Annotated in this window: 24 protein-coding genes; 10 read left to right on the top strand and 14 right to left on the bottom strand. The window is 68.3% G+C overall.

Annotated elements, in window-relative coordinates; translation table 11 throughout:
• Window positions 1–88 precede the first annotated feature (88 nt).
• Window positions 89–1,558, top strand: a complete 1,470-nt coding sequence (locus tag IU452_RS09030) for a glutamate synthase subunit beta (RefSeq protein WP_195108501.1) — start codon at window positions 89–91, stop codon at window positions 1,556–1,558.
• A 434-nt stretch (window positions 1,559–1,992) separates the two neighbouring features.
• Window positions 1,993–2,901, top strand: coding sequence for a cutinase family protein (locus tag IU452_RS09025; RefSeq protein WP_195108500.1), 909 nt, complete (start codon window positions 1,993–1,995; stop codon window positions 2,899–2,901).
• 67 nt (window positions 2,902–2,968) lie between these two features.
• Here the strand turns inward: IU452_RS09025 and IU452_RS09020 are convergent, their stop codons facing one another.
• Both IU452_RS09020 and lysX read right to left on the bottom strand, forming a co-directional pair.
• On the bottom strand, window positions 2,969–3,676 hold the full coding sequence (locus tag IU452_RS09020; RefSeq protein ID WP_195108499.1) for a histidine phosphatase family protein: 708 nt from the start codon (window positions 3,674–3,676) through the stop codon (window positions 2,969–2,971).
• 21 nt (window positions 3,677–3,697) lie between these two features.
• On the bottom strand, window positions 3,698–7,000 hold the full coding sequence (lysX, locus tag IU452_RS09015) for a bifunctional lysylphosphatidylglycerol synthetase/lysine--tRNA ligase LysX (protein ID WP_416382292.1): 3,303 nt from the start codon (window positions 6,998–7,000) through the stop codon (window positions 3,698–3,700).
• Window positions 7,001–7,174: 174 nt separating this feature from the next.
• Here lysX and IU452_RS09010 point away from each other — a divergent pair, with 174 nt between their 5' ends.
• Window positions 7,175–7,399, top strand: coding sequence for an RNA-binding S4 domain-containing protein (locus IU452_RS09010; RefSeq protein WP_195108497.1), 225 nt, complete (start codon window positions 7,175–7,177; stop codon window positions 7,397–7,399).
• Window positions 7,400–7,408: 9 nt separating this feature from the next.
• On the opposite strand, the gene rraA is transcribed toward IU452_RS09010, so the two are convergent.
• Genes rraA through IU452_RS08975 form a run of 7 tightly spaced genes read right to left on the bottom strand, consistent with a single transcriptional unit; the run spans window position 7,409 to window position 11,997 of the window.
• Window positions 7,409–7,894 (bottom strand): ribonuclease E activity regulator RraA, encoded by a 486-nt coding sequence (rraA, locus tag IU452_RS09005; RefSeq protein WP_195108496.1) that lies wholly within the window; start codon window positions 7,892–7,894, stop codon window positions 7,409–7,411.
• A 58-nt stretch (window positions 7,895–7,952) separates the two neighbouring features.
• Entirely contained in the window at window positions 7,953–8,411 is a 459-nt protein-coding gene (locus IU452_RS09000; protein ID WP_195108495.1) for an SRPBCC family protein, read from the bottom strand.
• A 37-nt stretch (window positions 8,412–8,448) separates the two neighbouring features.
• A complete protein-coding gene (locus tag IU452_RS08995; protein WP_195108494.1) occupies window positions 8,449–9,390 on the bottom strand; it encodes a copper resistance D family protein in 942 nt (313 codons plus the stop codon).
• Window positions 9,387–9,929 carry a copper resistance CopC family protein gene (locus IU452_RS08990; RefSeq protein WP_195108493.1) on the bottom strand — a complete coding sequence of 181 codons (543 nt, stop codon included), beginning with the start codon at window positions 9,927–9,929 and terminating at the stop codon, window positions 9,387–9,389. The genes IU452_RS08995 and IU452_RS08990 overlap by 4 nt, the downstream gene beginning before the upstream one ends.
• The gene (locus tag IU452_RS08985; RefSeq protein ID WP_195108492.1) at window positions 9,926–10,579 is read right to left on the bottom strand and encodes a YcnI family protein; all 654 of its coding nucleotides are present in this window, start codon (window positions 10,577–10,579) and stop codon (window positions 9,926–9,928) included. The genes IU452_RS08990 and IU452_RS08985 overlap by 4 nt, the downstream gene beginning before the upstream one ends.
• 43 nt (window positions 10,580–10,622) lie before the next feature.
• Window positions 10,623–11,348 carry a hypothetical protein gene (locus tag IU452_RS08980; protein WP_195108491.1) on the bottom strand — a complete coding sequence of 242 codons (726 nt, stop codon included), beginning with the start codon at window positions 11,346–11,348 and terminating at the stop codon, window positions 10,623–10,625.
• Between the two features lie 4 nt (window positions 11,349–11,352).
• Window positions 11,353–11,997, bottom strand: a complete 645-nt coding sequence (locus IU452_RS08975; protein ID WP_195108490.1) for a DUF6474 family protein — start codon at window positions 11,995–11,997, stop codon at window positions 11,353–11,355.
• Window positions 11,998–12,368: 371 nt separating this feature from the next.
• Here IU452_RS08975 and IU452_RS08970 point away from each other — a divergent pair, with 371 nt between their 5' ends.
• The 4 genes from IU452_RS08970 (at window position 12,369) to IU452_RS08955 (ending at window position 17,209) form a co-directional block, all read left to right on the top strand.
• Window positions 12,369–14,033, top strand: a complete 1,665-nt coding sequence (locus IU452_RS08970; protein WP_195108971.1) for a TM0106 family RecB-like putative nuclease — start codon at window positions 12,369–12,371, stop codon at window positions 14,031–14,033.
• Window positions 14,026–15,996: a molecular chaperone HtpG gene (gene htpG / locus IU452_RS08965; RefSeq protein ID WP_195108489.1), complete on the top strand. Its 1,971-nt coding sequence runs from the start codon at window positions 14,026–14,028 to the stop codon at window positions 15,994–15,996. Before IU452_RS08970 ends, htpG begins: the two co-directional genes overlap by 8 nt.
• Before the next feature lie 248 nt (window positions 15,997–16,244).
• On the top strand, window positions 16,245–16,445 hold the full coding sequence (locus IU452_RS08960) for a cold-shock protein (RefSeq protein WP_195108488.1): 201 nt from the start codon (window positions 16,245–16,247) through the stop codon (window positions 16,443–16,445).
• A gap of 101 nt (window positions 16,446–16,546) precedes the next feature.
• Window positions 16,547–17,209 (top strand): DUF1361 domain-containing protein, encoded by a 663-nt coding sequence (locus tag IU452_RS08955; protein ID WP_195108487.1) that lies wholly within the window; start codon window positions 16,547–16,549, stop codon window positions 17,207–17,209.
• A gap of 62 nt (window positions 17,210–17,271) precedes the next feature.
• On the opposite strand, the gene IU452_RS08950 is transcribed toward IU452_RS08955, so the two are convergent.
• Window positions 17,272–18,039, bottom strand: coding sequence for an SDR family NAD(P)-dependent oxidoreductase (locus tag IU452_RS08950; RefSeq protein ID WP_195108486.1), 768 nt, complete (start codon window positions 18,037–18,039; stop codon window positions 17,272–17,274).
• Between the two features lie 154 nt (window positions 18,040–18,193).
• Here IU452_RS08950 and IU452_RS08945 point away from each other — a divergent pair, with 154 nt between their 5' ends.
• Entirely contained in the window at window positions 18,194–18,859 is a 666-nt protein-coding gene (locus IU452_RS08945; RefSeq protein ID WP_195108485.1) for a TetR/AcrR family transcriptional regulator, read from the top strand.
• Between the two features lie 12 nt (window positions 18,860–18,871).
• Here IU452_RS08945 and IU452_RS08940 read toward each other — a convergent pair whose 3' ends face one another.
• The 3 genes from IU452_RS08940 to IU452_RS08930 form a co-directional block, all read right to left on the bottom strand.
• The gene (locus tag IU452_RS08940) at window positions 18,872–19,579 is read right to left on the bottom strand and encodes a TMEM165/GDT1 family protein (RefSeq protein WP_195108484.1); all 708 of its coding nucleotides are present in this window, start codon (window positions 19,577–19,579) and stop codon (window positions 18,872–18,874) included.
• A 318-nt stretch (window positions 19,580–19,897) separates the two neighbouring features.
• Window positions 19,898–20,425 carry a peptidase gene (locus tag IU452_RS08935; RefSeq protein ID WP_195108483.1) on the bottom strand — a complete coding sequence of 176 codons (528 nt, stop codon included), beginning with the start codon at window positions 20,423–20,425 and terminating at the stop codon, window positions 19,898–19,900.
• A gap of 174 nt (window positions 20,426–20,599) precedes the next feature.
• Window positions 20,600–21,223: a superoxide dismutase gene (locus IU452_RS08930; protein WP_195108482.1), complete on the bottom strand. Its 624-nt coding sequence runs from the start codon at window positions 21,221–21,223 to the stop codon at window positions 20,600–20,602.
• Window positions 21,224–21,400: 177 nt separating this feature from the next.
• Here IU452_RS08930 and msrA point away from each other — a divergent pair, with 177 nt between their 5' ends.
• Window positions 21,401–22,108, top strand: a complete 708-nt coding sequence (gene msrA / locus IU452_RS08925; protein ID WP_195108481.1) for a peptide-methionine (S)-S-oxide reductase MsrA — start codon at window positions 21,401–21,403, stop codon at window positions 22,106–22,108.
• A 3-nt stretch (window positions 22,109–22,111) separates the two neighbouring features.
• Here msrA and IU452_RS08920 read toward each other — a convergent pair whose 3' ends face one another.
• Window positions 22,112–22,723 (bottom strand): hypothetical protein, encoded by a 612-nt coding sequence (locus IU452_RS08920; protein WP_195108480.1) that lies wholly within the window; start codon window positions 22,721–22,723, stop codon window positions 22,112–22,114.
• A 395-nt stretch (window positions 22,724–23,118) separates the two neighbouring features.
• Between IU452_RS08920 and IU452_RS38020 the strand changes: the two genes are divergently transcribed.
• Complete coding sequence (locus IU452_RS38020; protein ID WP_416382291.1) at window positions 23,119–23,508, top strand: rhodanese-like domain-containing protein; 390 nt, start codon at window positions 23,119–23,121, stop codon at window positions 23,506–23,508.
• Window positions 23,509–23,516: the final 8 nt, after the last annotated feature.

Genomic DNA, 23,516 nt, shown 5'->3' with positions numbered 1-23,516 from the left:
TGTAACCATTCAAGGCCGCCCGTGGCTGACGTGAGACGCACCGGATTTGTTGGGTGCGCCGAGCTGGCGCGTAAGGCGGGAGCCGAAAATGGGTGACGCACAAGGCTTTCTGAAGCACACGAGCCGCGAGCTGCCGAAGCGGCGGCCGGTTCCGCTGCGGTTGATGGACTGGAAAGAGGTCTACGAGCAGGGTTTCCCGCACGAGACCCTGCAGACCCAGGCCAGCCGCTGCATGGACTGCGGTATTCCGTTCTGCCACAACGGCTGTCCGCTGGGGAACCTGATCCCCGAGTGGAACGATCTGGTGTACAAGGGCGCGTGGCGCGAGGGCATCGAGCGGCTGCACGCCACCAACAACTTCCCGGAGTTCACCGGGCGGCTGTGCCCCGCGCCCTGCGAGGCGTCCTGCGTGCTCGGCATCAATCAGGATCCGGTGACCATCAAGCAGGTCGAAGTCGAGCTCATCGAGAACGCCTTCGACGAGGGCTGGGTGACCCCGGTCTATCCGACCCGGCTGACCGGTAGGAAGGTGGCCGTGGTGGGTTCGGGTCCGGCCGGTCTGGCCGCGGCCCAGCAGCTCACCCGGGCCGGACACACCGTCACGGTGTTCGAGCGCGACGACCGCATCGGCGGCCTGCTGCGCTACGGCATTCCGGAATTCAAGATGGAGAAGCGCTTCATCGATCGCCGCCTGGCGCAGATGGAGGCCGAGGGCACCATCTTCAAGACCGGCGTGAACGTGGGCGTGGACATCACCGCCGCGCAGCTGCGCGAGCAGTTCGACGCGGTCGTGCTGGCCGGTGGTGCCACCATCGCCCGCGATCTGCCGGTCCCCGGCCGGGAGCTGGACGGTGTGCATCAGGCGATGGAGTACCTGCCGCTGTCCAACCGTGTACAGCTCGGCGATCCGATCACCGACGAGCAGGGCCTGCCGCCGATCCACGCGCGCGGCAAGAAGGTCGTCATCATCGGTGGCGGTGACACCGGCGCCGACTGCCTGGGCACCGCGCACCGCCAGGGCGCGGCCAGCGTGCACCAGTTCGAGATCATGCCGCGCCCGCCGGAGGCGCGGGCCGACTCCACCCCGTGGCCGACCTACCCGCTGATGTACCGGGTGTCCTCGGCGCACGAGGAGGGCGGCGAGCGGGTGTTCTCGGTCAACACCGAGCGCTTCGTGGGCGAGGACGGCAAGGTCACCGCGCTGCAGGCGCACGAGGTGACGATGGTCAACGGCCGCTTCGAGAAGGTCGAGGGCACCGACTTCACCCTCGAGGCCGATCTGGTGCTGCTGGCCATGGGCTTCACCGGGCCGCAGAAGCAGGGCCTGCTCGAGGATCTCGGCGTCGGCTACGACCAGCGGGGCAACGTCAAGCGCGACAACGACTGGCAGACCACCGTGCCCGGCGTCTTCGTCGCCGGTGACATGGGCCGCGGCCAGTCGCTGATCGTGTGGGCTATCGCCGAGGGCCGCGCCTGCGCGTCCGCGGTGGACAAGTTCCTCGAGGGCGACACGGCGCTGCCGGCACCGATCGTGCCGACGGCGGTCGCCCAGCGCTAGGAAGCGATTGTCGACAGCGCCCGCGGACCGCGTGTCCGCGGGCGCTGTCGTATTGCTCGGCGCTGTCTCGGCCTGCCGTCGCCCGTCCTCCGGCGCACGATCCACGTCGTCCCGGCCCGCCGTGGCCGTCCTCCGGCGCGTCGTCGTCCGTCATCGCGGCGTGTCTCTTCTGTGAACTCCGCCCAAAAACGCGTGGAATGCCCGTGCACGCGAACGGAATTTGGACGTCTTCGAAGAGTCGCCTGGCAGAGCAGGCAAGGGGCCTTTATTCTAAGGACCGGTATGTCGCCGAACCAGGCGTGCGGTCTGTTCAGCTCATAAGCGAACAACTGTGATTCGCCGCGAGTTAACAGAACCGCAATCCGGCGACCCCACCATGTCAGCAGAGATGAACCGGGATGCCCTATGCCGGGGCAGGCTTGAACTGGAGCATTATGCGGTTGAAAAAGTTTGTCGCGGTTGCGAGCGCCGCAGCAGCGGTGCTGTCCGGGCTCGCACTCGGAACCGGTTCCGCCGCTGCGGATCCCGGTTGCCCGAGCCTGTATGTGGTGGCGATTCCCGGTACCTGGGAGACCGGCGCCAACCGCCATGAGGATATGACCGGGCCGGGCATGCTCGGCGGGGTCACGCGCGGTCTGCCACGCGGGACCCAGGTCGACTACGTGGACTACGCCGCCACCGCCTTCCCGTGGGAAGGCGATGTGTACGGCGCGTCCAAGAAGCAGGCCATCGATAATGCGCGCGGCCTGATCGGCGCGATGGCGGCGCGCTGCGGGGGTACCCGCTACGCGATCGTCGGATACAGCCAGGGTGCCGACGCGGCCGGTGACCTCGCCGCCGAGATCGGCACGGGGCTGGGCGTCGTGCCGCCGGACCGGGTCGCGGGTGTCGGCCTGATCTCCGATCCGCGGCGCTCGCCCCTCGACGTTCAGGTCGGCCCGGCGGTTGCCGGGGCCGGTGCGGGCGGTCCGCGGCCGGGCGGCTTCGGTTTCCTGAGCGATCGGGTGCGCACCATCTGCGCGAACGGTGACCTGTACTGCTCGACCGACGATCAGGACTACGTCACCCGATTCGCCGGATTCCTGGCGCAGGCGTCGGGGGCGACCATGGCCAACCTGTGGCGCTACCAACTGGAGGCCGGGTCCATCATCAACGATCTGATGGCGCACGGCGGCATCCCGACCCTGCAGGCCCAGCTCACCGAGGGCGCCAACCAGGAGCGGGTCAAGCAGCTCGAGCAGTTCTACGGCTCGGGGACCCACACCTCCTACGGCAAATACTCGGTCGGCGGCGGCCAGACCGCCATCACCTGGATGCACAACTGGATCTCCGGTATGGCGTGAGGTTCTCGGACCACCGGTAAAGCCTGGATCGAGGGCCGCTCCCGCAGTGGGAGCGGCCCTCGTCGCATCAGCTCGCGCCCTGCCCCGCCGCGAGGTTGCGCGGCAACAGGTCCCACACGTGGCCGTTCTCGTTGATTGTGGCCGTGGTGCGGCGGCCGCTGCGCGAGTACAGGATTCGGGTGATCGAGCAGTAGTCGATCGGGAAGGTGAGCGGGCGAGCCAGTCCCAGCACGTCCTGGAGCAGCACGTTGATCACCCCGCCGTGGGCGAAGGCGACCACGGTGTCGGAATGAGCTGCCGTCGAGACGATCTCGGTGACGGTCTCGACGACGCGGGCGACGAAGGCGGGGCCGTCGATCTGCTCGGGCAGGTACCCGGCCTTGATCCGCTCGTACGTGGCACGAAATTCGTCGATCACCGACTCGGACAGGGCCTGCGAGGTCGGCACCGAACCCGCGCCCTGCGATTCGGCCCACCCGCGGGCGGCCTCGATCGGGACGTAGGCGGGCAGATCGCGGTCGTATTCGGCCAGCCCGTCGAGCACCTCGACCGGGAGGCCGAGTTTGTCGGCGGTCGGCGCCGCGGTCTCCCGGGCCCGGCGCTGCGGGCTGCTCAGCACCCGGGCGATCCGATGCCCGCCGCCCTCCAGCCGGGCCAGCACGGCCGGGACGCGTGCCGCCTGTTCGACCCCCAGATCGGTCAGTTCGGGATCGGCGGGACCGGAGGTGGTGAAGGCCCGCTGCGGTTGAGCATGACGTACGAGTACCAGCTGCACGCCTCCACTCTGCCGTACGGCTCAGCGGGGTTTCACCAAGGGGAAGGGGAGGGTTTCGCGGATGCTGCGGCCCGTGATCAGCATGACGACGCGGTCGACGCCGATGCCGAGGCCGCCGGTGGGGGGCATGGCGAATTCGAGGGCCTGCAGGAAATCCTCGTCGAGTTCCATGGCCTCCGGATCGCCGCCCGCGGCGAGCAGGGACTGTTCGGTGAGGCGGCGGCGCTGCTCGACGGGGTTGGTGAGCTCGCTGTAGGCGGTGCCCAGCTCCACCCCCCAGGCCACCAGATCCCAGCGCTCGGCCACGCCCGCGATGCTGCGATGGGCCCGGGTCAGCGGCGAGACCGAGGTGGGGAAGTCGATGTAGAAGGTCGGTTCCTCGGTGCGGGACTCGACCAGATGCTCGTACATCTCCAGCACGATCTGCCCGGCATCCCAGCCCACCTGGAACGGCACGCCCGCCTTGTCGCACAGGTCGCGCAGCCGTTCCACCTCGGTCTCGGGGGTGATCGTCTCGCCCAGCGCCTGCGAGATCGCGCCGTGCACGGTCTTCACCGGCCACTCCCCGGAGATGTCCACCTCGATCAACGAGCCGTCCGGTTTCGGACGCAGCGCAACGCATCGCCCGTTCGCGGCGACAGCGGCCTCCTGGATGAGCTGGCGGCAGGCGTGCCGCATCCGCTCGTAATCGCTGTGCGCCTCATAGGCTTCCAGGATCGTGAACTCCGGATTGTGGCTGTAGTCCACGCCCTCGTTGCGGAACACCCGGCCCAGTTCGAACACCTTCTCCATGCCGCCCACGCACAGCCGCTTCAGATACAGCTCGGGTGCGATGCGCAGATACAGATCCAGGTCGTAGGCGTTGATGTGGGTGGTGAACGGCGCGGCGTTCGCGCCGCCGTGCACCTGCTGCAGCACCGGCGTCTCGACCTCGAGAAATCCCCAGCCGTTCAAGGTGTCCCGCAGCGACCGCACCACCGCGCTGCGCTTGGCGAGCACCTCGCGGGCATCGGCGTTGATCACCATGTCCAGGTAGCGCTGGCGGACCCGAGCCTCCGGATCGGCCAGACCCTTCCACTTGTCCGGCAGCGGATGCAGGCATTTGCCGATCATCCGCCAGTCCTGGGCCAGCAGCGACAGCTCGCCGCGGCGGCTGCGCCCGATCTGGCCGCTGACCTCGATCAGATCCCCGAGATCGAAGAATTCGTCGAATTCACCGGCCCGATCGGCCCCCACCCGGCCGCGGTCGATGACCAGCTGGATGTCGTCGGACCAGTCGCGTAGCACCGCGAAGATCACCCCGCCGTAATCGCGAATCCGCAACAGCCGCCCGCACACCCGCACCGTCGTGCCCTTGGGTGAGCGGCGGGCCGCGGCGACGGTGTGGGTCGGGGGATAGGCCACCGGATAGGCGTCCACTCCGGCCGCCTCCAGCCGCTCCAACTTGTCCATGCGCACCCGCACCTGCTCGGGGCGCCGCGGCTGCGCGGACTCCAGTTCCTCCGGCGGCATCTCCGGCGGGCTGCCGTCGGCGTGCAGCCCGGTCATGGTCGACGGGACGGCGGAGTGAATACCCGTGTGCGCCCGGGCATCCGGCCGCTTCCCGAAGCGCGGCAGATAGCCCTCGGCCAGCGCGCTGGCGATCGCCACCCGCGGCAGCTGGCGCCGATCCTCGAACAGGGAGAACCGCGGCACCCACACCGGCTGGTACTTCACATTCGACCGGTACAGCGCCTCCAGCTGCCACCAGCGCGAGAAGAACATCAGCACACTGCGCCACAGCCGCAGCACCGGGCCCGCGCCGATGCGGCCGCCCTCCTCGAACACCGCTCGGAACACCGCGAAGTTCAACGACACCTTGGTGATGCCGTACTGCTCGGAGGTGAGCGCGAGCTGGGAGATCATCAGCTCCATGATCCCGTTGGGTCCCTTGGGATCACGGCGCATCAGATCCAGCGAGACTCCGGTGCGGCCCCACGGCACCAGCGACAGCATGCCCCAGACTCGGCCGTCCTCGACCGCCTCGACCAGTAGGCAGTCGCCGTCGAGCGGGTCGCCCAACCGGCCCAGCGCCATCGAGAATCCGCGCTCGGTCTCGGTGTCGCGCCAGGCCTCGGCGCGCCCGATCACCTGTTGCATTTCCTCGGGTGACAGCTCGCTGTGGCGGCGAATGCGCACCGTGACGCCCTGTTTGCGCAGCCGGTTGGCGGCCTGGCGGACCTGTTTCATCTCCGGCCCGGCCAGCGAGAACGAGCGGGTGTCGAGGATCGCCTCGTCACCCAGCCGCAGCGCCGACAGCCCGGCGCGCCGATAGGCGGTCGCACCGAGTTCGCTCGCGCCCATCACCGCCGGGGCCCACCCGTACTGATCGGCCAGGCGCAGCCACGCATCGATCGCCTGCGGCCAGGACTCCTTCATGCCGATCGGATCGCCGGAGGCCAGGCACACGCCCAGCTCGACGCGATAGGTGACCGCGGCCTTGCCGCTGGGTGCGAAGACCACCGCCTTGTCGCGCCGGGTCGCGAAATAGCCCAGCGAATCCTCGACATCGGACCGCTCCAGCAGGCCCCGCAGCGCCGACTCGTCCAGGCCGGTCAGCGCATTCGAGGCGCGTTGCGAACGGAACAGCACGATCGCCGCACCCAACAGCGCCATCGCACCGAGCAGACCGAGGAGCAGGTTGACGAAATGCGGCGGGTGGCCGTCGAAGTCGACGCCGAACAGGATCGCCGGGATCACCCGGGCCGCAGCCCACAACGGCCGCTCGTACCCGCGCGGCAGGCTGCCCGGGAACAGTTCCACCAGCCCCCAGCCGAGCAGCCAGCCGACGGCGAGACCGCCGGCCAGGACGCCCAGCGCCTTCCAGAGCGCACCGCGGCGCACCTGGGTATAGAACTCCGGCCAGGCGGCGATCAGCAGCCCGATCACCGCGACATGCAGCACCAGCGCCACCAGCGCGTGCGGATCGCGCTCGTAGACCACGTCGAAGGTGTTCGCGACCACGAACATGCCGAGATAGATGACCAGCAGCCACCAGGCGATGCGTTTGCGGGTGGCGATCGCGCCCGCCAGCAGGCCCACCATCAGGGCGGTCACCAGGCTGGTGTCGGGCGCGTCGAAGTAGTAGGCGTCGATGTAGCGACGCGGGACGGTGGTGATGTACCGCAGGCCGGGGGAGATGCTCCACAGTGCGCACAGCCCGGAGAACACGCCCAGGACGAGACCGACGATATGGGGGACCTCGGTCAATCGCCCATGGCCGCGATGCGGCACCTCAGGTCTGCGTGAACTGCGGTGGTCGTGCCGGTCGTGCGTGGAAGTCACCGAACCAGTGTGCGTGCTCGCGCCGCCGGAACGCCGAACGCCGCCGGGCGCGTCCGGGGTCTGTGTCGAGTTCGGTTGCGGCGCCATCAGGTTCGATCCTTTCGGCGGGCGGCGGCCGGGCCGGTTCCGGGGGTGGCGTTCGTCCCCGCGGTCGCGGAAGTAAAGATGTACCCCATGTCGGATCCAGTCGATGTGCCGATCGATGACGATGTCATTCGGCTCGGTCAGTTCTTGAAGCTGGCCAACCTCATCGAAACCGGTTCGGAGGCCAAGACGGTAATCGCCGCCGGGTTGGTTCGTGTCAATGACGAAGTCGAGCTACGCCGCGGTCGGCAGCTCCACGCCGGAGACGTGGTCACGCTGGCCAGTCACAAGGCCAGAGTCGTCAACGACGGGTAGCTCCACTCCCTACTCGGCGCGGACGACGATGCCGTCCTGGTCGCTGTAGAGCATCTCGCCGGGCACGAAGGTGACACCGCCGAACTCGACCGGAACGTCGCGTTCGCCGGACCCGGTCTGGGTGCTCTTGCGCGGGTTGGTGCCCAACGCCTTGATGCCGATGTCGAGGGTGCGCAGGATCGCCGAATCGCGCACCGCGCCGTGGACCACGACACCGGCCCAGCCGTTGTCGACACCGCGACCGGCGATGATGTCGCCGACCAGGGCGGTGTGCACGCTGGCGCCGCCGTCGACGACCAGCACCCGGCCCTCGCCGGGTTCGCCGAGCGTCTGCTTGACCAGCAGATTGTCCTGGAAACAGCGGATGGTCACGATCCGGCCGGCGAATACCTCCCGCCCGCCGAACTGCGTGAACTGGATATCGCAGCTGCGAATCTCGGGCCCGATCTCATCGGCCAGGTCGGCCGTGGCGACTGCATTAGCTGATTCGGTCACGCGTGCAAGCTTGCCATGATCACCACGAGCGCTTTCCGAGACCGCCCGCGCGCCCTCCTCACGCCAGGCGCACGAGGTGGTACTCCGCGATCTGGGCGGTCAGGTTGTGCGTCGCGTGCTTCACGGCGATCTTCACGAACGGCTCGATGGTCTTGCCCAGGACCTTGCCGGCGATGCCGCCGGGGACTCGGTAGTCGACGATCGCGTCCACCGTGCAGCTGTCGTCGTCCTCGGCGTGGAACAGGAAGGTCGACTCGACCTCGAAACCCTTGATGGATTTCACCGCGATGGCGGCATTCTCCTCCCAGCGCACGATCCGGATGCGCGAATGCAACTGCGCGGGCCCGAGTTTGATGGTGCCGTCGAAGGTGGCTCCCACACCCTCCACCTGCTCGGTGATCGGTGTGAACGCGTCGACCTCGGTGATGAATTTCGGCAGATTCCGGTAATCGTTGACATACGCGAACGCGGTCTCGGCCGATGCGGCACAGTCGGCCACGATCTTCACTTCGGTCATGGCGGTCACTGTAACTTGTTGCATCACAAAGCGCAGATCAAGCCGTCACGGCCAGCGTCGCCGCCAGCCCGAAGACCGAGGCCATCGCCACCACCTCGAAAACGGCTCGGCGCAGCGAGGATTCGGCCGTCATCCGGTGTTCGGCGACCAGCGACACCCAGGTCCGCCGCCACCACCAGCCCAGGGCCAGCAGGGCGGCCATGAGAACCGTCTTGGCCAGCAGGATGCGCCCGTATCCGGTGTCGATCAGCGGGGTCAGCCCGCGCACCCGCACCAGGCCGTTGCAGATCCCGGTCACCGCCAGCACCGCCACCGCAGGGAACGCCCAGGCCGAGTACCGAGGCAGCAGTACCGCCCATTCGCCGCGGGTGCGCACCACGAGGGCCAGCGCCAGCAACACCCCGAACCACACCGCGGCGGCCAAGGCATGCACCGCGGCCAGGACCGAACCGAGCGGCTGCTGTGACATATGCCCGGTAATGGGCCGCAGCACCAGCGCCACCGCCGCGAACACCAGCACCAGATCGGGCGCCGCCCGGTCCGGTCGCCGGAAGGCCAGCGCGCAATAGACCGTCACGGCAAGGGTCCCGATCAGAATCGCGATACCGATCTGGCCGCCGCTGATCCGGATCAGATAGGTGCCGAACTGTCCGCCCCGCAGCCGTGTCACCGGCACGCCCACCACCTGCGCCGCCTCGCAGGCCAGCACCGCGAATTCCGTTGCGGTCCACAGGCCCGCGAGCGCGGCGAGCAGCCGCCAGGCCGGGCGCTGCCGTTCGTGCAGTCGCGGGAGTGCGGCCAGGCCCAGAACGGTGGCCCCGGCGCAGTCGGCGAGCACCCGAACCGGCGCCTCCGACTGCACCGGATCCGGCGCGGCCAACGCCCACGCGAGCGCCACACCCAGCAGGGCGGCCGGAACGACCAGCAGCAGTGCCGAACGCAGAGCGGTCGCACTACCGCCGGTCGTCGCCTTGTTCACGGCTTCTTGCGGCTCTTCTTGCCGCCCAGCAGCGCGACGGCCAGGCCGCCGCCGAACAGCACGACCGCGCCCACGATGAACACCCACACCGGGACGCCGCCGGAGCCCCCGTCGTCGCCGGAGTTGCTCGACGCGCCCGCCTTCGGGCCGGGGGTGCCCTTGCCCGGTTGGGTGAGGGTGAAGGTGCGGGTGCCGCTGACCGGGTGGCCGTCGGCGGAGGTCACCCGGAAGGCGATGGTGTATTTGCCCGCGGGGCCGAGGTCGCCGACCGGGACGCTGACCGTCGGCCCGTCGACCGCCGGTTGCCCCTTGTCCCAGCGGTTCCCGTCCGGCCCGACCACGGTCAGCGACGGGAAACTGGGCTGCAGATTCTCGTTGAAGGTGACGCTGACCCGCGCCGGGCCGGTGCCGATCTCGGCACCGGCGGCCGGATCGCTGGCGACCGGGGTGGAGTGGGCGGCCGCGGGCCCCGCCCCCAGCAGCGCGAATCCGCCCGCGAGCAGCGCGGTGATCAGTCCGGTGAGCAGTCGCCTGGTCATGACCGGCGGCTCCGGATCAGGCTGCCCAGACCCAGTGCCGCGCCCAGCGCTCCCAGCACCAGGCCGACGCCGCCGAGCCAGCGCGCGGTCTCGTCGTTGCCCTTGTCGTCGCTGGTGGAGGTGGAGGCGGCGGCCGCGTCGTGGTCGCCACCCTTGCTCGCCGCGAGGGTGAGAGTGGGCGCGGGGTGCTCGGGTTCTTCGGCACCCGGGGAGGTCTGCTGGTCCCAGGCCACGACCTTGCCGTCGCTGTAGGTCTGGGTGGCGGGCAGGCTCACCGTGTCCTGTTTCGGCAGCGGGCCGACCGACAGCACGAAGCGCTGGAACTGGCCGGGTCCCACACCCGGGTTGCCCGGGTCGGCGGTCCAGGTGACGGCGGTGACTTGATTCTTGTCGTTGCGGTCCACCTTGGCGGTCCAGCCCGGCAGGGGTTCGGTGCGGGCCGAGGACACCCCCGGCAGCTGGACGGCGAGTTTGGTGGTAGCGGCGGTCTCCGATTCGGTCGGCACCCGGAAGGTGACGACGGCGTAGCCGCCCTGGGTGGCGCCGGGCGCATCGGCGGTGACGTGGGCGGCGGCGGTGCCGGTGGCCAGGACCGCCAGACCGGCGGTGGCGCCCGCGGCAACGAGGGCGCGCGAAATCACGGTGGGCATGGATGAGTGCTTTCTCTGTCGAGGATTCGAATGTCGGCTGTGGTCAGGCCGCGACCGGCGGCGCGCGCGAGCCGTTCGCTCCGCTGCGGAGAAAGCGATAGGTGCGGGAGTCGGTCGCGGGCCAGCGCATCGAACCGGCCGGCGGCGTGAGCACACCCGGCCGGTTGACGACATCGCGAAAAACCTGCGAGACAACGGCATACAGCCGCTCCGCAACAACAATGAGGATCCCGCAGGCGATCGTGGCAAGCGTATGCGCCAGGGGCATCGCACCCGTCGGCAGCTGAGCCTCCCCGAAACCGCTTGCTGGGTCCGGCGATTCATGGCTGTGCCCGACCATCCCGGCCAGCGCCTCGTGACCCACCAGCTGCCCCCCGGCCAGGGCCGCGAAAAGCACCGCACGACATGCCTTCTCGTCGCCGCTCGGCAACATCCCGGCCACCGCCCCGATACCCGCCGCCGCGAGCACGAGCAGCGTCAGCGCCGTCGACCCTGGAAAACCACCCCCCGCGGCCCCGTGCGCCGCCACCGCCAACGCCGCAACCACACCACCGACCAGATACCCCCGCACCGCGGCGGTCCCACCCCTGCGGCCCCCGCATCCGGCGACACTATGACTGGGCAGGCCCAGCCCCTCGGACCGCGCAGAACCGACCGGATATACGCCCCGTGCAGCGGTCCAGCGCTTGTGGTTGCCGTGCAGAGCGAGACGGCGGCCGGTCGAGCCGGGCCTTGCGGGCCCGACAGGGGGTTCGCCGCGGTGGCGCATGGGGTCAGCGCACGCCGAGGCGGGCGAGCAGGTCGGCCTCGATGCCGGACAGTTCGTTGGAGATGGAGGCGTGGACGGCGCGGCGGCGGGGAGCGGGCATCTGTTCGGCGGTGCGGACGGCCGCGGTCAGGCCCTCGAGGCGGTCGCGGGTGGCGGTGACGAACTTCTTGGTCTCCGACCCGTCCTTACCCGCCCGGTTGTCGAGTTCGTTCAGCGTCGATTCGGCGCCGGCGATGCGGGCCTGCAGTTTGGCGCCGTGGCCGGAGAAGTCGCCGAGCTGTTCGATGCCGATTCCCAGGCGGTGTGCCCGGCGGGTATCGATCTGCCCGCGTACGAACGTCGCCGCCCGGTAGGCCAGCGGGGCCAGCACCGGCACCAGGACCCGGGCCACGCCCAGATACTTCTTCACCTGCCCGGCGGAGAGCAGATCCCGCTCGGCCTTCTCGGCGGCCTTCAGCGCGGCCTTCTCCTCCGCCTTCAGCGTGGCGATCTGCTGTTTGGCCACCTGCCGCTGGGTGCGGACCTCGGCGCGGTGGCGCTTGCGCTCGTTGCGGGCGCTGAGTTTGGCCTCCATCGCCGCCTTGTGCTTGAGGGCTTTCGCCTCGGCTTTGCGGTCCGCCCGCCGCTTGCGCTTGGTGAACAACCCCATCGAAGGCCTCCGTCATGCTGATTCGCCGTGGACAGCAGCAACCAACCGCTGTGAACCCACGTGCCACACGGTTTGCGCCCAACCCTAGCGGGTGGGATGGACCTCCTGCGAGGGCACACGCATGCGCACCCGAAGCGCGAGCGGGTCGTACTCACCCACGGCGCGACCAGACGCCGTTCGACGGGTTGTCGGGGGTGGGGGCCATACTGCATAGCGTGTATTCGGGCAGCGGTGACCGGGACGGTTGCGAAGGTGACGTTGGTGGGGTTCGGCGGCAGGCGGCCGCCGTCTCCGCTGCGGCCGTGCCCGGCGACGCGCCGAATCTGCGCGCGGTCGCGCCGCTCAACGGCGTGGAAAAGCCTGCTGCGGCAATCGATGTCGAACAGGAGCGGGTCGCCTACATCGATGCGCGGGCGCTGATCGGCTGCCGACATCGGCTGCACCTGGAGGCCACCCATCCCGAGGTGCTGATGGGGGTGGCCGAGGACGCGGGGGTCAAACAGCGGCGCGAGGCCGCCACCGCGCACCGGGAGCGGGTGCGCGACACGCTGGTGGCCGCGGATCCGGCGCACTGGGTGATCATCGATCCGACCCTGCCGGCGAGCGCACGCGCCGAGGCCACCATGCGGGCCTGTGCGGAGGGCGTGCATCGCATCTGGGGCGCACTGCTGCCGCAGGAACCCGATACCGGCCGCCGCGGCGGCTGCGAGACTCTGCTGCGCGATCTGGACCGCGGCGGGTACATCCCGGTGATCGTGGTCAATCACAAGGTCACCGATCCGCGCCAGCCCGACCCGGCCGACTTCCATCCGCTCACCTCGGATCTGTATCGGTGGAAACCCCAGCCGGACCGCCACGTTCGCGTCCGCACCCAGCCGCGCGACCAGCAGCGCCTGGCCCACCTGTACCGGATGTTGCAGCGGCACGGCCTGGCGAGTCCGGCCCTGCTCGGCGGCGCGATCGGCTACCACTTCGACCGCATCCTCGTGCACGAACTGGGCCCGCTGCTCGACGAATACGATCGCCGCTACGCCGACCGCATCGCGGTGGTGCGCGGCGAACTGCCGACGGTGCCGTCGAAGGTGCCCGAATGCCGCCAGTGCCCGTGGTGGTCGCGCTCGGCGACGCCCGAGGCCCCCAGCTGCGAGCGCTGGCTCGTCGAGCACCGCGACGTGAGCCTCGTCGCGCCCGGTTCGCGGGCGGAACTGCTGCGCCGCCACGGCGTGGACACCGTCGAGGATCTGGCCGGATGGATCGGCGACGATCCCGACGACTGGCAGTACGAGCCGTTCATCGAGGCGGTGGTCACCGCCCGCGCCTGGATCTCCGGTGCCCCGCTGGTGCGCCGCGTCGACCACGTCCGGGTGCAGCGCGCCGATGTCGAGGTGGATGTGGACCTGGAGAGTTTCCAGGAATACGGCGCCTACCTGTGGGGGACGCTGCTGGACGGCGTGTACCGCCCGTTCGTCACCTGGGACCCGCTGCCGACGCCGGACGAGGCCCGCTCGTTCGCCGAATTCTGGACCTGGCTGATGGGTGTGCGGGCCGAGGCGGCCGCGGCCGGGAAAACCTTTGCCGCCTACTGCTATTCCCGCACGGCCGAGGACAAGTGGCTCTACGAGTCGGCGCGCCGGTTCGCCGGTCTGCCCGGTGTGCCCACCGAGGAGCAGGTGCGCGAATTCGTCGACGGCCCGCAGTGGGTGGATATGTTCCAGGCGGTGTCCGATCAGTTCATCTGCCCGGGCGGTAAGGGCCTGAAGAAGATCGCCCCGGTGGCCGGATTCAGCTGGCGCGATCCGGAGGCCGGGGGCGAGGCGTCGATGAGCTGGTATCGAGAGGCGGTCGGCTACGACGGGGAACCGGACCTGACCCAGCGCACCCGGCTGCTGGAGTACAACGAGGACGACGTGCGCGCGACCAAGGTGCTGCGCGAGTGGATGGTCCCGTCGCGGCCGGGAGCCCCCAGCGCCGATACCGAGGTCCCGGGTATGGCGGACTTTCGAGGTCCGGGTTTCGTAGTATCTGGACGTGACTGAGCACGTTGAACAACTCGAGTTTCAGGCCGAGACCCATCAGCTCCTGGAACTGATGATCCACTCGGTCTATTCGAACAAGGACATCTTCCTGCGGGAACTGATCTCGAACGCCTCCGACGCCCTGGACAAGCTGCGCCTCGAGTCGTTCCGCGACAAGGATCTCGATGTCGACACCTCCGATCTGCACATCGAGCTGGAGGTCGACAAGGACAACCGGATCCTGACCGTCCGCGACAACGGCATCGGCATGTCGCGCGCCGAGGTCGTCGATCTGATCGGCACCCTGGCCAAATCGGGCACGGCCCAGCTGCGCAAACAGCTGTTGGAGGCGAAGGAGGCGAAAACCGAGGCAGCGGCCGAGGAGCTGATCGGCCAGTTCGGCATCGGCTTCTATTCGACATTCATGGTGGGTGACAAGGTCACGCTGACCACCCGCAAAGCGGGCGAGACCACCGGCACCCGCTGGGAGTCGGCAGCGGGCAGCTCGACCTACACCATCGAAACCCTCGACGACGCCCCGCAGGGCACGGCGGTGTCGGTGCATCTCGAGCCCGCCGACGAGGAGGACCACCTCTTCGACTACACCCAGGAGTGGAAGCTCCGCGAGATCGTCAAGAAGTACTCCGACTTCATCGCCTGGCCGATCCGGATGCCGGTGGAACGCACCGTCACCGAGGGCGAAGGCGAGGAGAAGCAGGAGAAGACGATCCTCGAGGAGCAGACCCTCAACTCGCAGAAGGCGCTGTGGACGCGCCCGCGCAGTGAGGTCTCCGAGGAGGAGTACAAGGAGTTCTACAAGCACGTCAGCCATGCCTGGGACGATCCGCTGGAGATCATCCCGCTCAAGGCCGAGGGCACCTTCGAATATCAGGCGCTGCTGTTCATTCCGACGCATGCGCCCTTCGACCTGTTCATGCGCGAGCACAAGCGCGGCGTGCAGCTGTATGTCCGGCGGGTGTTCATCATGGACAACTGCGAGGAGCTGATGCCGGAGTATCTGCGCTTCGTCAAGGGTGTGGTGGACGCGCAGGACCTGTCGCTCAACGTCTCCCGCGAAATCCTGCAGCAGGATCGGCAGATCCAGATGATCCGCAAGCGGCTGGTGCGCAAGGTGCTCTCGACGATCAAGGACCTGCAAGGGGCCGAGGACAAGTCGAAGTACGAGACCTTCTGGAAGGAGTTCGGTCGCGTCCTCAAGGAGGGCCTGCTGTCGGACTTCGACAACCGCGAAACCATCCTGCAGGTCTCGTCGTTCGCGTCGACGCATTCGGAGGACCAGCCGACCACGCTGGCCGAGTACGTCGAACGCATGAAGGACGGCCAGGACAAGATCTACTACATGACCGGCGAGTCCCGGCAGCAGATCGAGAACTCGCCGCATATGGAGGCGTTCAAGGCCAAGGATCTCGAGGTGCTGATCCTCACCGACCCGGTCGACGAGATGTGGGTCGGCTCGGTGCCGGAATTCGACGGCAAGCAGTTCCAGTCCATCGCCAAGGGCGAGGTCGACCTGGAGACCGAGGAGGAGCGCAAGGCCGCCGAACAGCTGCGCGAACAGCAGAACAAGGAGTTCGGCGACGTGCTGAAGTGGCTGGAGAAGGCGCTCGAGGACAGCGTCAAGGAGGTGCGGCTGAGCTCTCGGCTGACCACCTCACCGGCCTGCATCGTCGGCGATGTCTTCGACTTCACCCCGCAGCTCGAGCGTATGTACCGCGCCTCGGGTCAGCCGGTGCCCCAGACCAAGCGGATCCTGGAACTCAACCCGACCCATCCGCTGGTCACCGGCCTGCGCGACGCCTACGCGAAGGACAAGGAGGCCGCCGACGCGGGGAAGGCCGAGGATCTGACCGCGACCGCCGAACTGCTGTACGGCACCGCGATTCTCGCCGAGGGCGGAGAGCTGAAGGATCCCGCGCACTTCGCCCAGATCCTGGCCGACCGCCTCACCAAAACCCTGGCCTAGCCGGTGCCGCACCCATGGCCTGTGTGTGACATCGGTCATGGGTACGCGCCCCTGCGGGAACCCTTTCCGCGCGCGTACGTTATACAGGGAGGTCGCAGTTTTAGTGTGTTCGTGTACATACACGCTCGCGCGGAACATTGTGCGGGCGTCGCTTCTCTTGCCGGGCAAGTTGCAAGTCGCCGTCTGATGCGACCGCGGTCCTCACGAACCCGTGGCGACCGATTTCGACCCGTCAGGAGACGACAAAGATGGTTCAGGGAACCGTGAAGTGGTTCAACTCGGAGAAGGGCTACGGCTTCATCTCGCATGAGGGCGGCCCGGATGTGTTCGTGCACTACTCCGAGATCGAGGGCACCGGCTACCGCGGCCTGGAAGAGGGCCAGCAGGTGACCTTCGAGATCACCCAGGGCAAGAAGGGCCCGCAGGCCTCCAGCGTGCGCGCCCGCTAAGGGACGACACACGAGAACTGCCCGCACCGGTGTCCGGTGCGGGCATTTTTCTTAGGCATCCTTCAGAGGTATCGCCCCGTCCACGCCCGCATGATGGATCCATGGACGTGGTCGATGCGGTGGCGCCGAGCCTGGTGGGCCTGTTGCGCCGAAATTACTTCTGGATGACCTGGAATACGGTGCTGGCGTGGATTCCCGTCGCGCTCGCGCTGTTGATCTTTCGCCGCGGCCATCGGTCGATACCGTTGTCGCCGCTGTGGTGGGCGGGTGCGGTGCTGTTCGTGCTGTTCCTGCCCAATGCCCCGTATGTGGTGACCGATCTGGTGCATCTGCGCTACGACATCCACTTCATGGGCGACGGCCCGGTGGTTACCACGGTGCTGCCGGTGTACGCGGCCTTCATCGGCTCCGGCTTCCTCGCCTACTACCTGGCCCTGGCCGAGGTCGGGCGATTCCTGGACGGCATCGGCCGCACGCGCTGGCGGATACCCGCCACGCTCGTTCTGCACCTGCTCTGCGCGATCGGGGTCTTCCTCGGCCGCTGGGTCCGCCTCAACAGCTGGGAGCCGGTGGTCCAGCCCCGCGGCACCTTCGACCGCATCCTCCTGGCCCTGAGCTGGTCGTGGGCGCCGGCCGCCATCGCGGTTCTGTTCGTCGTCACCGCGCTCGGCCACTTCGTCACCAAGGCCGTGGTCGAGGCCGCGGTCACCAGCTTCCGCCGCTCGCTCACCTGGCTGCGCCCGGCCACCTCCGACCCCGCATAACCGCGATGCCGCAACGACAAGGGTCCGCACCGGCATACCGATGCGGACCCTGTGAGCCGATGTCAGCGCGGCGCCATGCGCAGGGCACCGTCCATGCGGATGGTCTCGCCGTTGAGGTAGTCGTGCTCGACGATGTACTGCGAGAGCTGGGCGTACTCGTCGGGGCGGCCCAGGCGCGACGGGAACGGCACCCCGGCCTCCAGGCCCTTGCGGTACTCCTCGGTGACGCCGGCCAGCATCGGGGTGTCGATGATGCCGGGGGCGATGGTGTTGACCCGGATGCCGAACTGCGCCAGGTCACGCGCGGCCGGAATGGTCATACCGGCGACGCCGCCCTTGGACGCCGAATAGGCGATCTGGCCGATCTGACCCTCGAACGCCGCGACCGAGGCGGTGTTGATGACGACGCCGCGCTGGCCGTATTCGTCGACCGGATCGGTCTTGGCGATGGCGTCGGCGGCCAGCCGCATGACGTTGAAGGTGCCGAGCAGGTTCACGGTGATGACCGTGCGGAACAGCTCGAGATCGTGCGGGCCGTTCTTGGACAGGATGCGCCCGGCCCAGCCGACGCCTGCGCAGTTGACGACGATGCGCGGCGGCACGCCCGACTCGACCACCTTGGCGACCGCGGCGGCCACCTCGTCGTTGCTGGTGACGTCGGTGGGCAGCAGGGTGACACCGGCGGGGACGCTGTCACCGGCTCGCTCGATCGACTGCTCCAGGTCGAGTCCGAAGACGGTCGCCCCCAGGTCGGCGAAGCGCTTGGCGGTCGCGGCGCCCAGACCGGACGCAGCGCCGGTGATGATTGCGGCGGAGCCCGAAATCTCCACGGTGTTATGGTCCTCTCGTTCGTGACGGCCCTTCGCTGGCCTTCCGTCAATACGCACCCTAACCGGCGTTCCGGGCAGTTCGGTCAGGGGATGGCGGTTGGGCGCAGAATGAAGCGGCCGACGTAGTTCCGATCGTTAACAACGGAGTTGCCGCATGCCAGAGCCGGTCATCACCGCCCGTCAGCTGCCTCGCGGTCGCCACGGACTGCCGCGCGAGACGGTCGTTGCCACCCAGCGCGAACGCATCCTCAGCGCAATGGCCGAGGTGATGGCCGAAAACGGTTATGTGAAAACGTCTGTCGCCACCATCATCAAACGGGCGCGGGTGTCCCGGGAAACCTTCTACGAGCAATTTCGTTCGAAGGAGGACTGTTTCGAGGCCGCCTACGAGCGGGCGGTGGAGCTGCTGATCGCCAACATGTCGAAAATGACCGACGCACAACAGGACTCGTCGGTGGATCGGGAGCCGGTGGATCGGGAGCAGCGGCTCGATCGCGTCCTGCACGCCTATCTGGAGGGGGTGGCGGTCCAACCCGCCTATGCCCGGCTGTATCTGGTCGAGGTCTACGCGGTCGGCCCGAGGGCCATCACCCGGCGGGCCATGCTGCAGCAGACGTTCGTGAACCTGCTCGCCGAGATCCTCGATGCGCATACCGAGGAACAGCGCTTCGCGGTTCGGACACTGGTGGCCGCGATCAGCGCGATGGTCACCGCCCGCATCGCCGAAGAGGACCTCGACGGCCTGCGCGCGCTGCGCGAGCCGATCGTCGAGATGGTCCGCCGCGGCGGCGAACTCTACGGAGACAACATCAAGCGCTGATTCTCGGGACCCTCAGCCGCGGACCTCGACCCGCTGCGGTTCGATCGCCTCCCGTCGGGCCGCTCGGCGCGCCCGCAGCCACAGTGCGGCACCCCCCAACACCGGCGCCACCGCCGCACCCAGCATCTCCGCCGGTCGGCCCGCGTCCAGGGCCGACAGCAGGGTGGCGGCGCCGATATAGAGGAACAGCAGCCCGGAACCGATCGCAATGGCGCGTTCGGGGATGTGGCGCCCGACCGTGATGCCGACGGCGATGGCCAGACCACCCGCGGCCACCATGCCCGCGACCGAGCCCAGCCAGACGCCGAGCCAGCCGTGACTCGAGGCGAGGGCGATGGTGGCGAACATGGTCCGGTCGCCGAGTTCGGCGAGCAGGAAGGCCGACAGGACGACGAACAGGGCCTTGCCCGACGTCGCCGGGGGCGTGGCCGCCGGGGAGTCGTCCGCCTCCGAGTCGCGGGCGTCGCGCAGGGTCCACAGGCCCACCGCGAGCAGGATGACGCCGGTGCAGACCGCGATCAGATCGGTCGGCAAGGCGGCCCCGAGGAAATGTCCGACGGCCACGGCGATCAGATTCACCGCCACACTGGCGGCGGCGATGCCGCCGAGCACAATCGGCCACCGATAGCGCAGCGCGAAGGTCAGCGCCATCAGCTGTGACTTGTCGCCGAGCTCGGCGGCGAAGAGCACGCCGAAGCTCAGCAATATCGTGGCGATCATGAATCGGCTCCCAGGTCTTCGGCCTGCCGACCGAAGACAGGTGCCTTCGGCCGACACTCATCCGAACTATCGGTTGGTGTGTCGTCGGCCGAAGGTCTCACCCACCGGACCGCGGCGCCGGTTCGCGTGGCCGGACCCGGGACACGGATCAGTATGTCGACCACACGATTGGGGGCTACTCCCCTTCGCTGTCGCCCAGCCTACCCGGGGCATCGCGTGGGCGCAAAGTCGATATCGTCGAAATCGCAATGCGCGCAATAAGTTTGGCGATCCACGCCGAAGGTTTCGGTCACCCTCACAGCGGTGGCAGCCGACCCGTCACGCGGCCAGCAGCATGGCCAGAACCGCGGTGTCGGGATCGCTGATCGGGTCCACCCCGACCCGGCTGACCATGGAGGTCACGGTGCCGTCCAATTCGGCCTCCACCCACGCCGCACGATGCTCCAGGCCCAGATGCGGAACACCCGGCAGCAGCACGCATCCCGACGCGGCGCCCGTGCATTCCGGTAGCGACGGCCGGGTCTCCGACGGTGGATGCAACATCATCAGGGCCGGCGGCACATGGTCGGCAAACCGGCCGGGTTCGACCGCCTCGTCGCCGAGCACGGGCCCCTCGGCGAGGACCAGACCGACCGTGCCGGGCTCGGGGTCGTCGGGAAGTTCCTCGCGGGCACCGAAGACCGTCGAGGTGGCCAACAGACCGGGCAGGCTGGCCACCCGCACCGCCAGCGCCAGCAGCTGGGCCCATTCCTTGGTGGTATCGGGCCAGCGCCCGGAGATGAGGAAACCCCGGAGCGACCCGCGGGACTGGAACGGCGTGACGCCTACTTGATCGTTGCTGCGCATCGGGTGCCTCCAAGAGCCCGTCTGTGCCCTGTGAGTACCCGAGAATGACGCAAACAATGTCTGGCACACAAGTACCAGAGAGTGCTAAGCCGCAGGTAACCGCGCCGAAACACGAACGGGCCCGGGAACCTGCATGGTTCCCGGGCCCGAGAGCGACGGTCTTCGCCGAAGGTCTCAGCCGAAGATCAGGCCCTTACCCTGCGCGACCGCGCGGGCGAAACGCTCCTGCACGTCGGCCCAGTTGACGACGTTCCAGAACGCCTTCACGTAGTCGGCCTTGACGTTCTTGTACTGCAGGTAGAAGGCGTGCTCCCACATATCGACCTGCAGCAGCGGGATGATGCCCAGCGGCACATTGGCCTGCTGGTCGTACAGCTGGAACGTCAGCAGCTTCTGTCCCAGCGTGTCGTAACCCAGCACCGCCCAGCCGGAGCCCTGCAGGCCGTTGGCCGCCGCGGTGAACTGGGCACGGAACTTGTCGAACGAGCCGAACTGGTCGTCGATGGCGGCGGCCAGCTCCCCGGTCGGCTTGTCGCCGCCGTTGGGGGACAGGTTCTTCCACCAGATCGAGTGGTTGACGTGCCCACCCAGGTGGAAGGCCAGGTTCTTCTCGTGCAGGAAGATCGCGCCGTGGTCACCGGACTCGCGGGCAGCCTCGAGCTTCTCGAGCGCAGTGTTGGCACCGGCGACGTAGGTGGCATGGTGCTTGGAGTGGTGAAGCTCGTTGATCTGCCCGGAGATGTGCGGCTCCAGGGCGCCGTAGTCGTAATCCAGATCTGGCAGCGTGTACTCAGCCACGATGTCCCTTCCTCATGATGTCGGGCCGTGTGCACCCGTGTCCGAGTGCACCCAACCATCATTCGTACACCCGCTTGGATGCAACCGGGTTCCATCCCCCCGGATTCCAACACTCGGCGGGTTTCCCACTGCGTGGACACCAAACGGTCGGTTATGGAATCCGCGTAGGATCGAGGCATGTCCTGGTTGGACGAACTCGCCGGGCGGCTCCGACTGCCGGCGCCGGCCATGGTGTCCCGCGAGCAGGCGCTGCCCGGGCGGCGCGATCCTCTTTCGGTTCCGGCGACCCACTACGTGAACGGGCATCCCCTGCGTCCGCCGTTCCCGGAGCACCTGCGACTCGCCGTCGTGGCGATGGGGTGTTTCTGGGGTGCGGAGAAGGACTTCTGGGAGCTGGACGGCGTGTACACCACCGCTGTCGGCTATATGGGTGGATACACGCCCAATCCCACCTACGAGGAGGTCTGCACCGGCCGCACCGGACATACCGAATCGGTGCTGGTGGTCTTCGACCCGCAGGTGATCGACTACGCGGGCGTGCTCAGGCATTTCTGGGAGGACCACGACCCGACGCAGGGCATGCGACAGGGCAACGACCGTGGCACCCAATATCGTTCGGCGATCTTCGCCCTCGACGAGCACCAACTGCACGTGGCGCGGACGACGGCGGCCGCGTATCAGGAGCGACTGACCGCAGCCGGGTACGGCGAGATCACCACCGAGATCAGCGTGGTGCCCGCGCCCGCGGTGCCCTATCCGGGTTCGGTGCCGCCCGGATTCTTTTATGCCGAGGCCTACCACCAGCAGTACCTGGCCAAGAACCCGGGCGGCTACTGCCCGGTGCATGCGACCGGGGTGAGCTGCCCGGTCGGTTCGGGTGCGTAAGGGCTACATAGGCGGGGCGACGTCCGGGAGCATGGTCCGCGGGTCGCAGGCGTCGTGGGCCTTCCACCAGCGTTGACCGCCGGCGATGAACTCGGCCAACGGAATCGGGCGGCCGTCCGCGGTTTCCAGTTCGATGTCCTCGAACCACACCCGGACATCGAGTTCGCGGGGGTCGACGCCCTCCTGCTGGGAGAACTCGAGCACGTGCACCGGCGGGCTGTCGCTGACCGTGGTGTCGAAGCTGAGCAGCTCCCGCCACAATGCCCAGCCGCTGTCGTCGACGTCGATGAATTCCCAGCCGTGCAATGCACTGCCGCCGAAGCCGGCGATCGCCTCGCTCAGCCCGTCCAGGGTGAGCGGGAAGACCTGAGGCTCGATTTCGTCCCAGCGCTGCATGCGCAGCGAGGCGGCCACCCGGCTGACACCGGTGAGGGTCAGCACGACCCGGCGGTCCTCGGGCGGCGGGCCATCTGTGGGAAGGGTCAGCACCTCCAGTTCGAGTCGAATCCGCGCGGCGGCCGCATCGGCCGTCACGCCGAGGCAGGTCGCCTCGGCGAGTGCGGTGTTCAGGCCTGTGATGTCCAATCCGTCGACTAACCCCCTGCGCGCGTCCATGAGATCAGGCTACCCATCCGGCCTGGAAGAGCCAGGGATTTCGGTTTCTCAGGAGAACTTGTCGTTTTTTCCGGAACCGATGGGAACCGAACGGGGACAGGCGCCGTCCAACTAGGTGTCGGGCGGATGATCGCTCCGGGATGAGGAGGGGAGTCCCGGATCGGTCATCCGCCTGTTTCGTGTCCGGATCGTTGCCGAGATTGACAGACGACCGAATGGTCTGCTTGCCGTCCCTGTGGATCAGGTTGTGGATTATGTGGATAACTCGGATCGCAATCGGCACAGGTGGGGCCGCCCCCAGGGGGATGTCAGGTACAGTCCCGCCGAAACCGACCTCGAGTCCGCCAGCGCGGGGAACTCCCCGCCCATCCGATGCCCGTGGCAGGATCGAAACCGTGACGAGCCCCCAGATTCCGTCGGTGCCGGTCGATGCCGTGCCCGCCGAATTCGATGCCGCCGAGCCGTTCGGCGCCGCGGCGGGCCACGAATCGACGACGCCGCCCGCCATGCTGCTCGACGTTCGCGAGGACGACGAATGGCAGCTCGGGCACGCGCCCGGCGCCCTGCACATTCCCATGGCAGACGTCCCCGCCCGAGTCGACGAGCTGGACTACGACTCGCAGATCTACGTCGTCTGTCGCCAGGGCGGCCGGTCCCTGCAGGTCGTGCAGTACCTGACCCACGTCGGCTTCGACGCCATCCAGGTCACGGGCGGAATGGTGGCCTGGCAGAAGTCCGGCCGGCCGCTGACCGGCGAGGGTGACCACGAGGCGAAGATCTACTGATGGAAGGG

This window comes from Nocardia transvalensis (assembly GCF_015477765.1).
In the GTDB taxonomy this organism is placed as follows: Bacteria; Actinomycetota; Actinomycetes; order Mycobacteriales; family Mycobacteriaceae; genus Nocardia; species Nocardia transvalensis_A.
Note: the sequence above shows the minus strand (reverse complement) of the source record. Positions and strands in the feature narration are given on the sequence as shown.

What these genes read in the sequence shown, in the direction of transcription:
- IU452_RS08945 (WP_195108485.1), top strand. Translation starts at nt 18,194, where the DNA reads ATGCCAGAGCCGGTCATCACCGCCCGTCAGCTGCCTCGCGGTCGCCAC.
- IU452_RS08985 (WP_195108492.1), bottom strand. Translation starts at nt 10,579, where the DNA reads ATGCCCACCGTGATTTCGCGCGCCCTCGTTGCCGCGGGCGCCACCGCC.
- IU452_RS08940 (WP_195108484.1), bottom strand. Translation starts at nt 19,579, where the DNA reads ATGATCGCCACGATATTGCTGAGCTTCGGCGTGCTCTTCGCCGCCGAG.
- IU452_RS09030 (WP_195108501.1), top strand. Translation starts at nt 89, where the DNA reads ATGGGTGACGCACAAGGCTTTCTGAAGCACACGAGCCGCGAGCTGCCG.
- IU452_RS08960 (WP_195108488.1), top strand. Translation starts at nt 16,245, where the DNA reads ATGGTTCAGGGAACCGTGAAGTGGTTCAACTCGGAGAAGGGCTACGGC.
- msrA (WP_195108481.1), top strand. Translation starts at nt 21,401, where the DNA reads ATGTCCTGGTTGGACGAACTCGCCGGGCGGCTCCGACTGCCGGCGCCG.
- IU452_RS08975 (WP_195108490.1), bottom strand. Translation starts at nt 11,997, where the DNA reads ATGGGGTTGTTCACCAAGCGCAAGCGGCGGGCGGACCGCAAAGCCGAG.
- IU452_RS09010 (WP_195108497.1), top strand. Translation starts at nt 7,175, where the DNA reads ATGTCGGATCCAGTCGATGTGCCGATCGATGACGATGTCATTCGGCTC.
- IU452_RS08980 (WP_195108491.1), bottom strand. Translation starts at nt 11,348, where the DNA reads ATGCGCCACCGCGGCGAACCCCCTGTCGGGCCCGCAAGGCCCGGCTCG.
- IU452_RS08935 (WP_195108483.1), bottom strand. Translation starts at nt 20,425, where the DNA reads ATGCGCAGCAACGATCAAGTAGGCGTCACGCCGTTCCAGTCCCGCGGG.
- IU452_RS08920 (WP_195108480.1), bottom strand. Translation starts at nt 22,723, where the DNA reads ATGGACGCGCGCAGGGGGTTAGTCGACGGATTGGACATCACAGGCCTG.
- IU452_RS09025 (WP_195108500.1), top strand. Translation starts at nt 1,993, where the DNA reads ATGCGGTTGAAAAAGTTTGTCGCGGTTGCGAGCGCCGCAGCAGCGGTG.
- IU452_RS08990 (WP_195108493.1), bottom strand. Translation starts at nt 9,929, where the DNA reads ATGACCAGGCGACTGCTCACCGGACTGATCACCGCGCTGCTCGCGGGC.
- IU452_RS09000 (WP_195108495.1), bottom strand. Translation starts at nt 8,411, where the DNA reads ATGACCGAAGTGAAGATCGTGGCCGACTGTGCCGCATCGGCCGAGACC.
- IU452_RS08955 (WP_195108487.1), top strand. Translation starts at nt 16,547, where the DNA reads ATGGACGTGGTCGATGCGGTGGCGCCGAGCCTGGTGGGCCTGTTGCGC.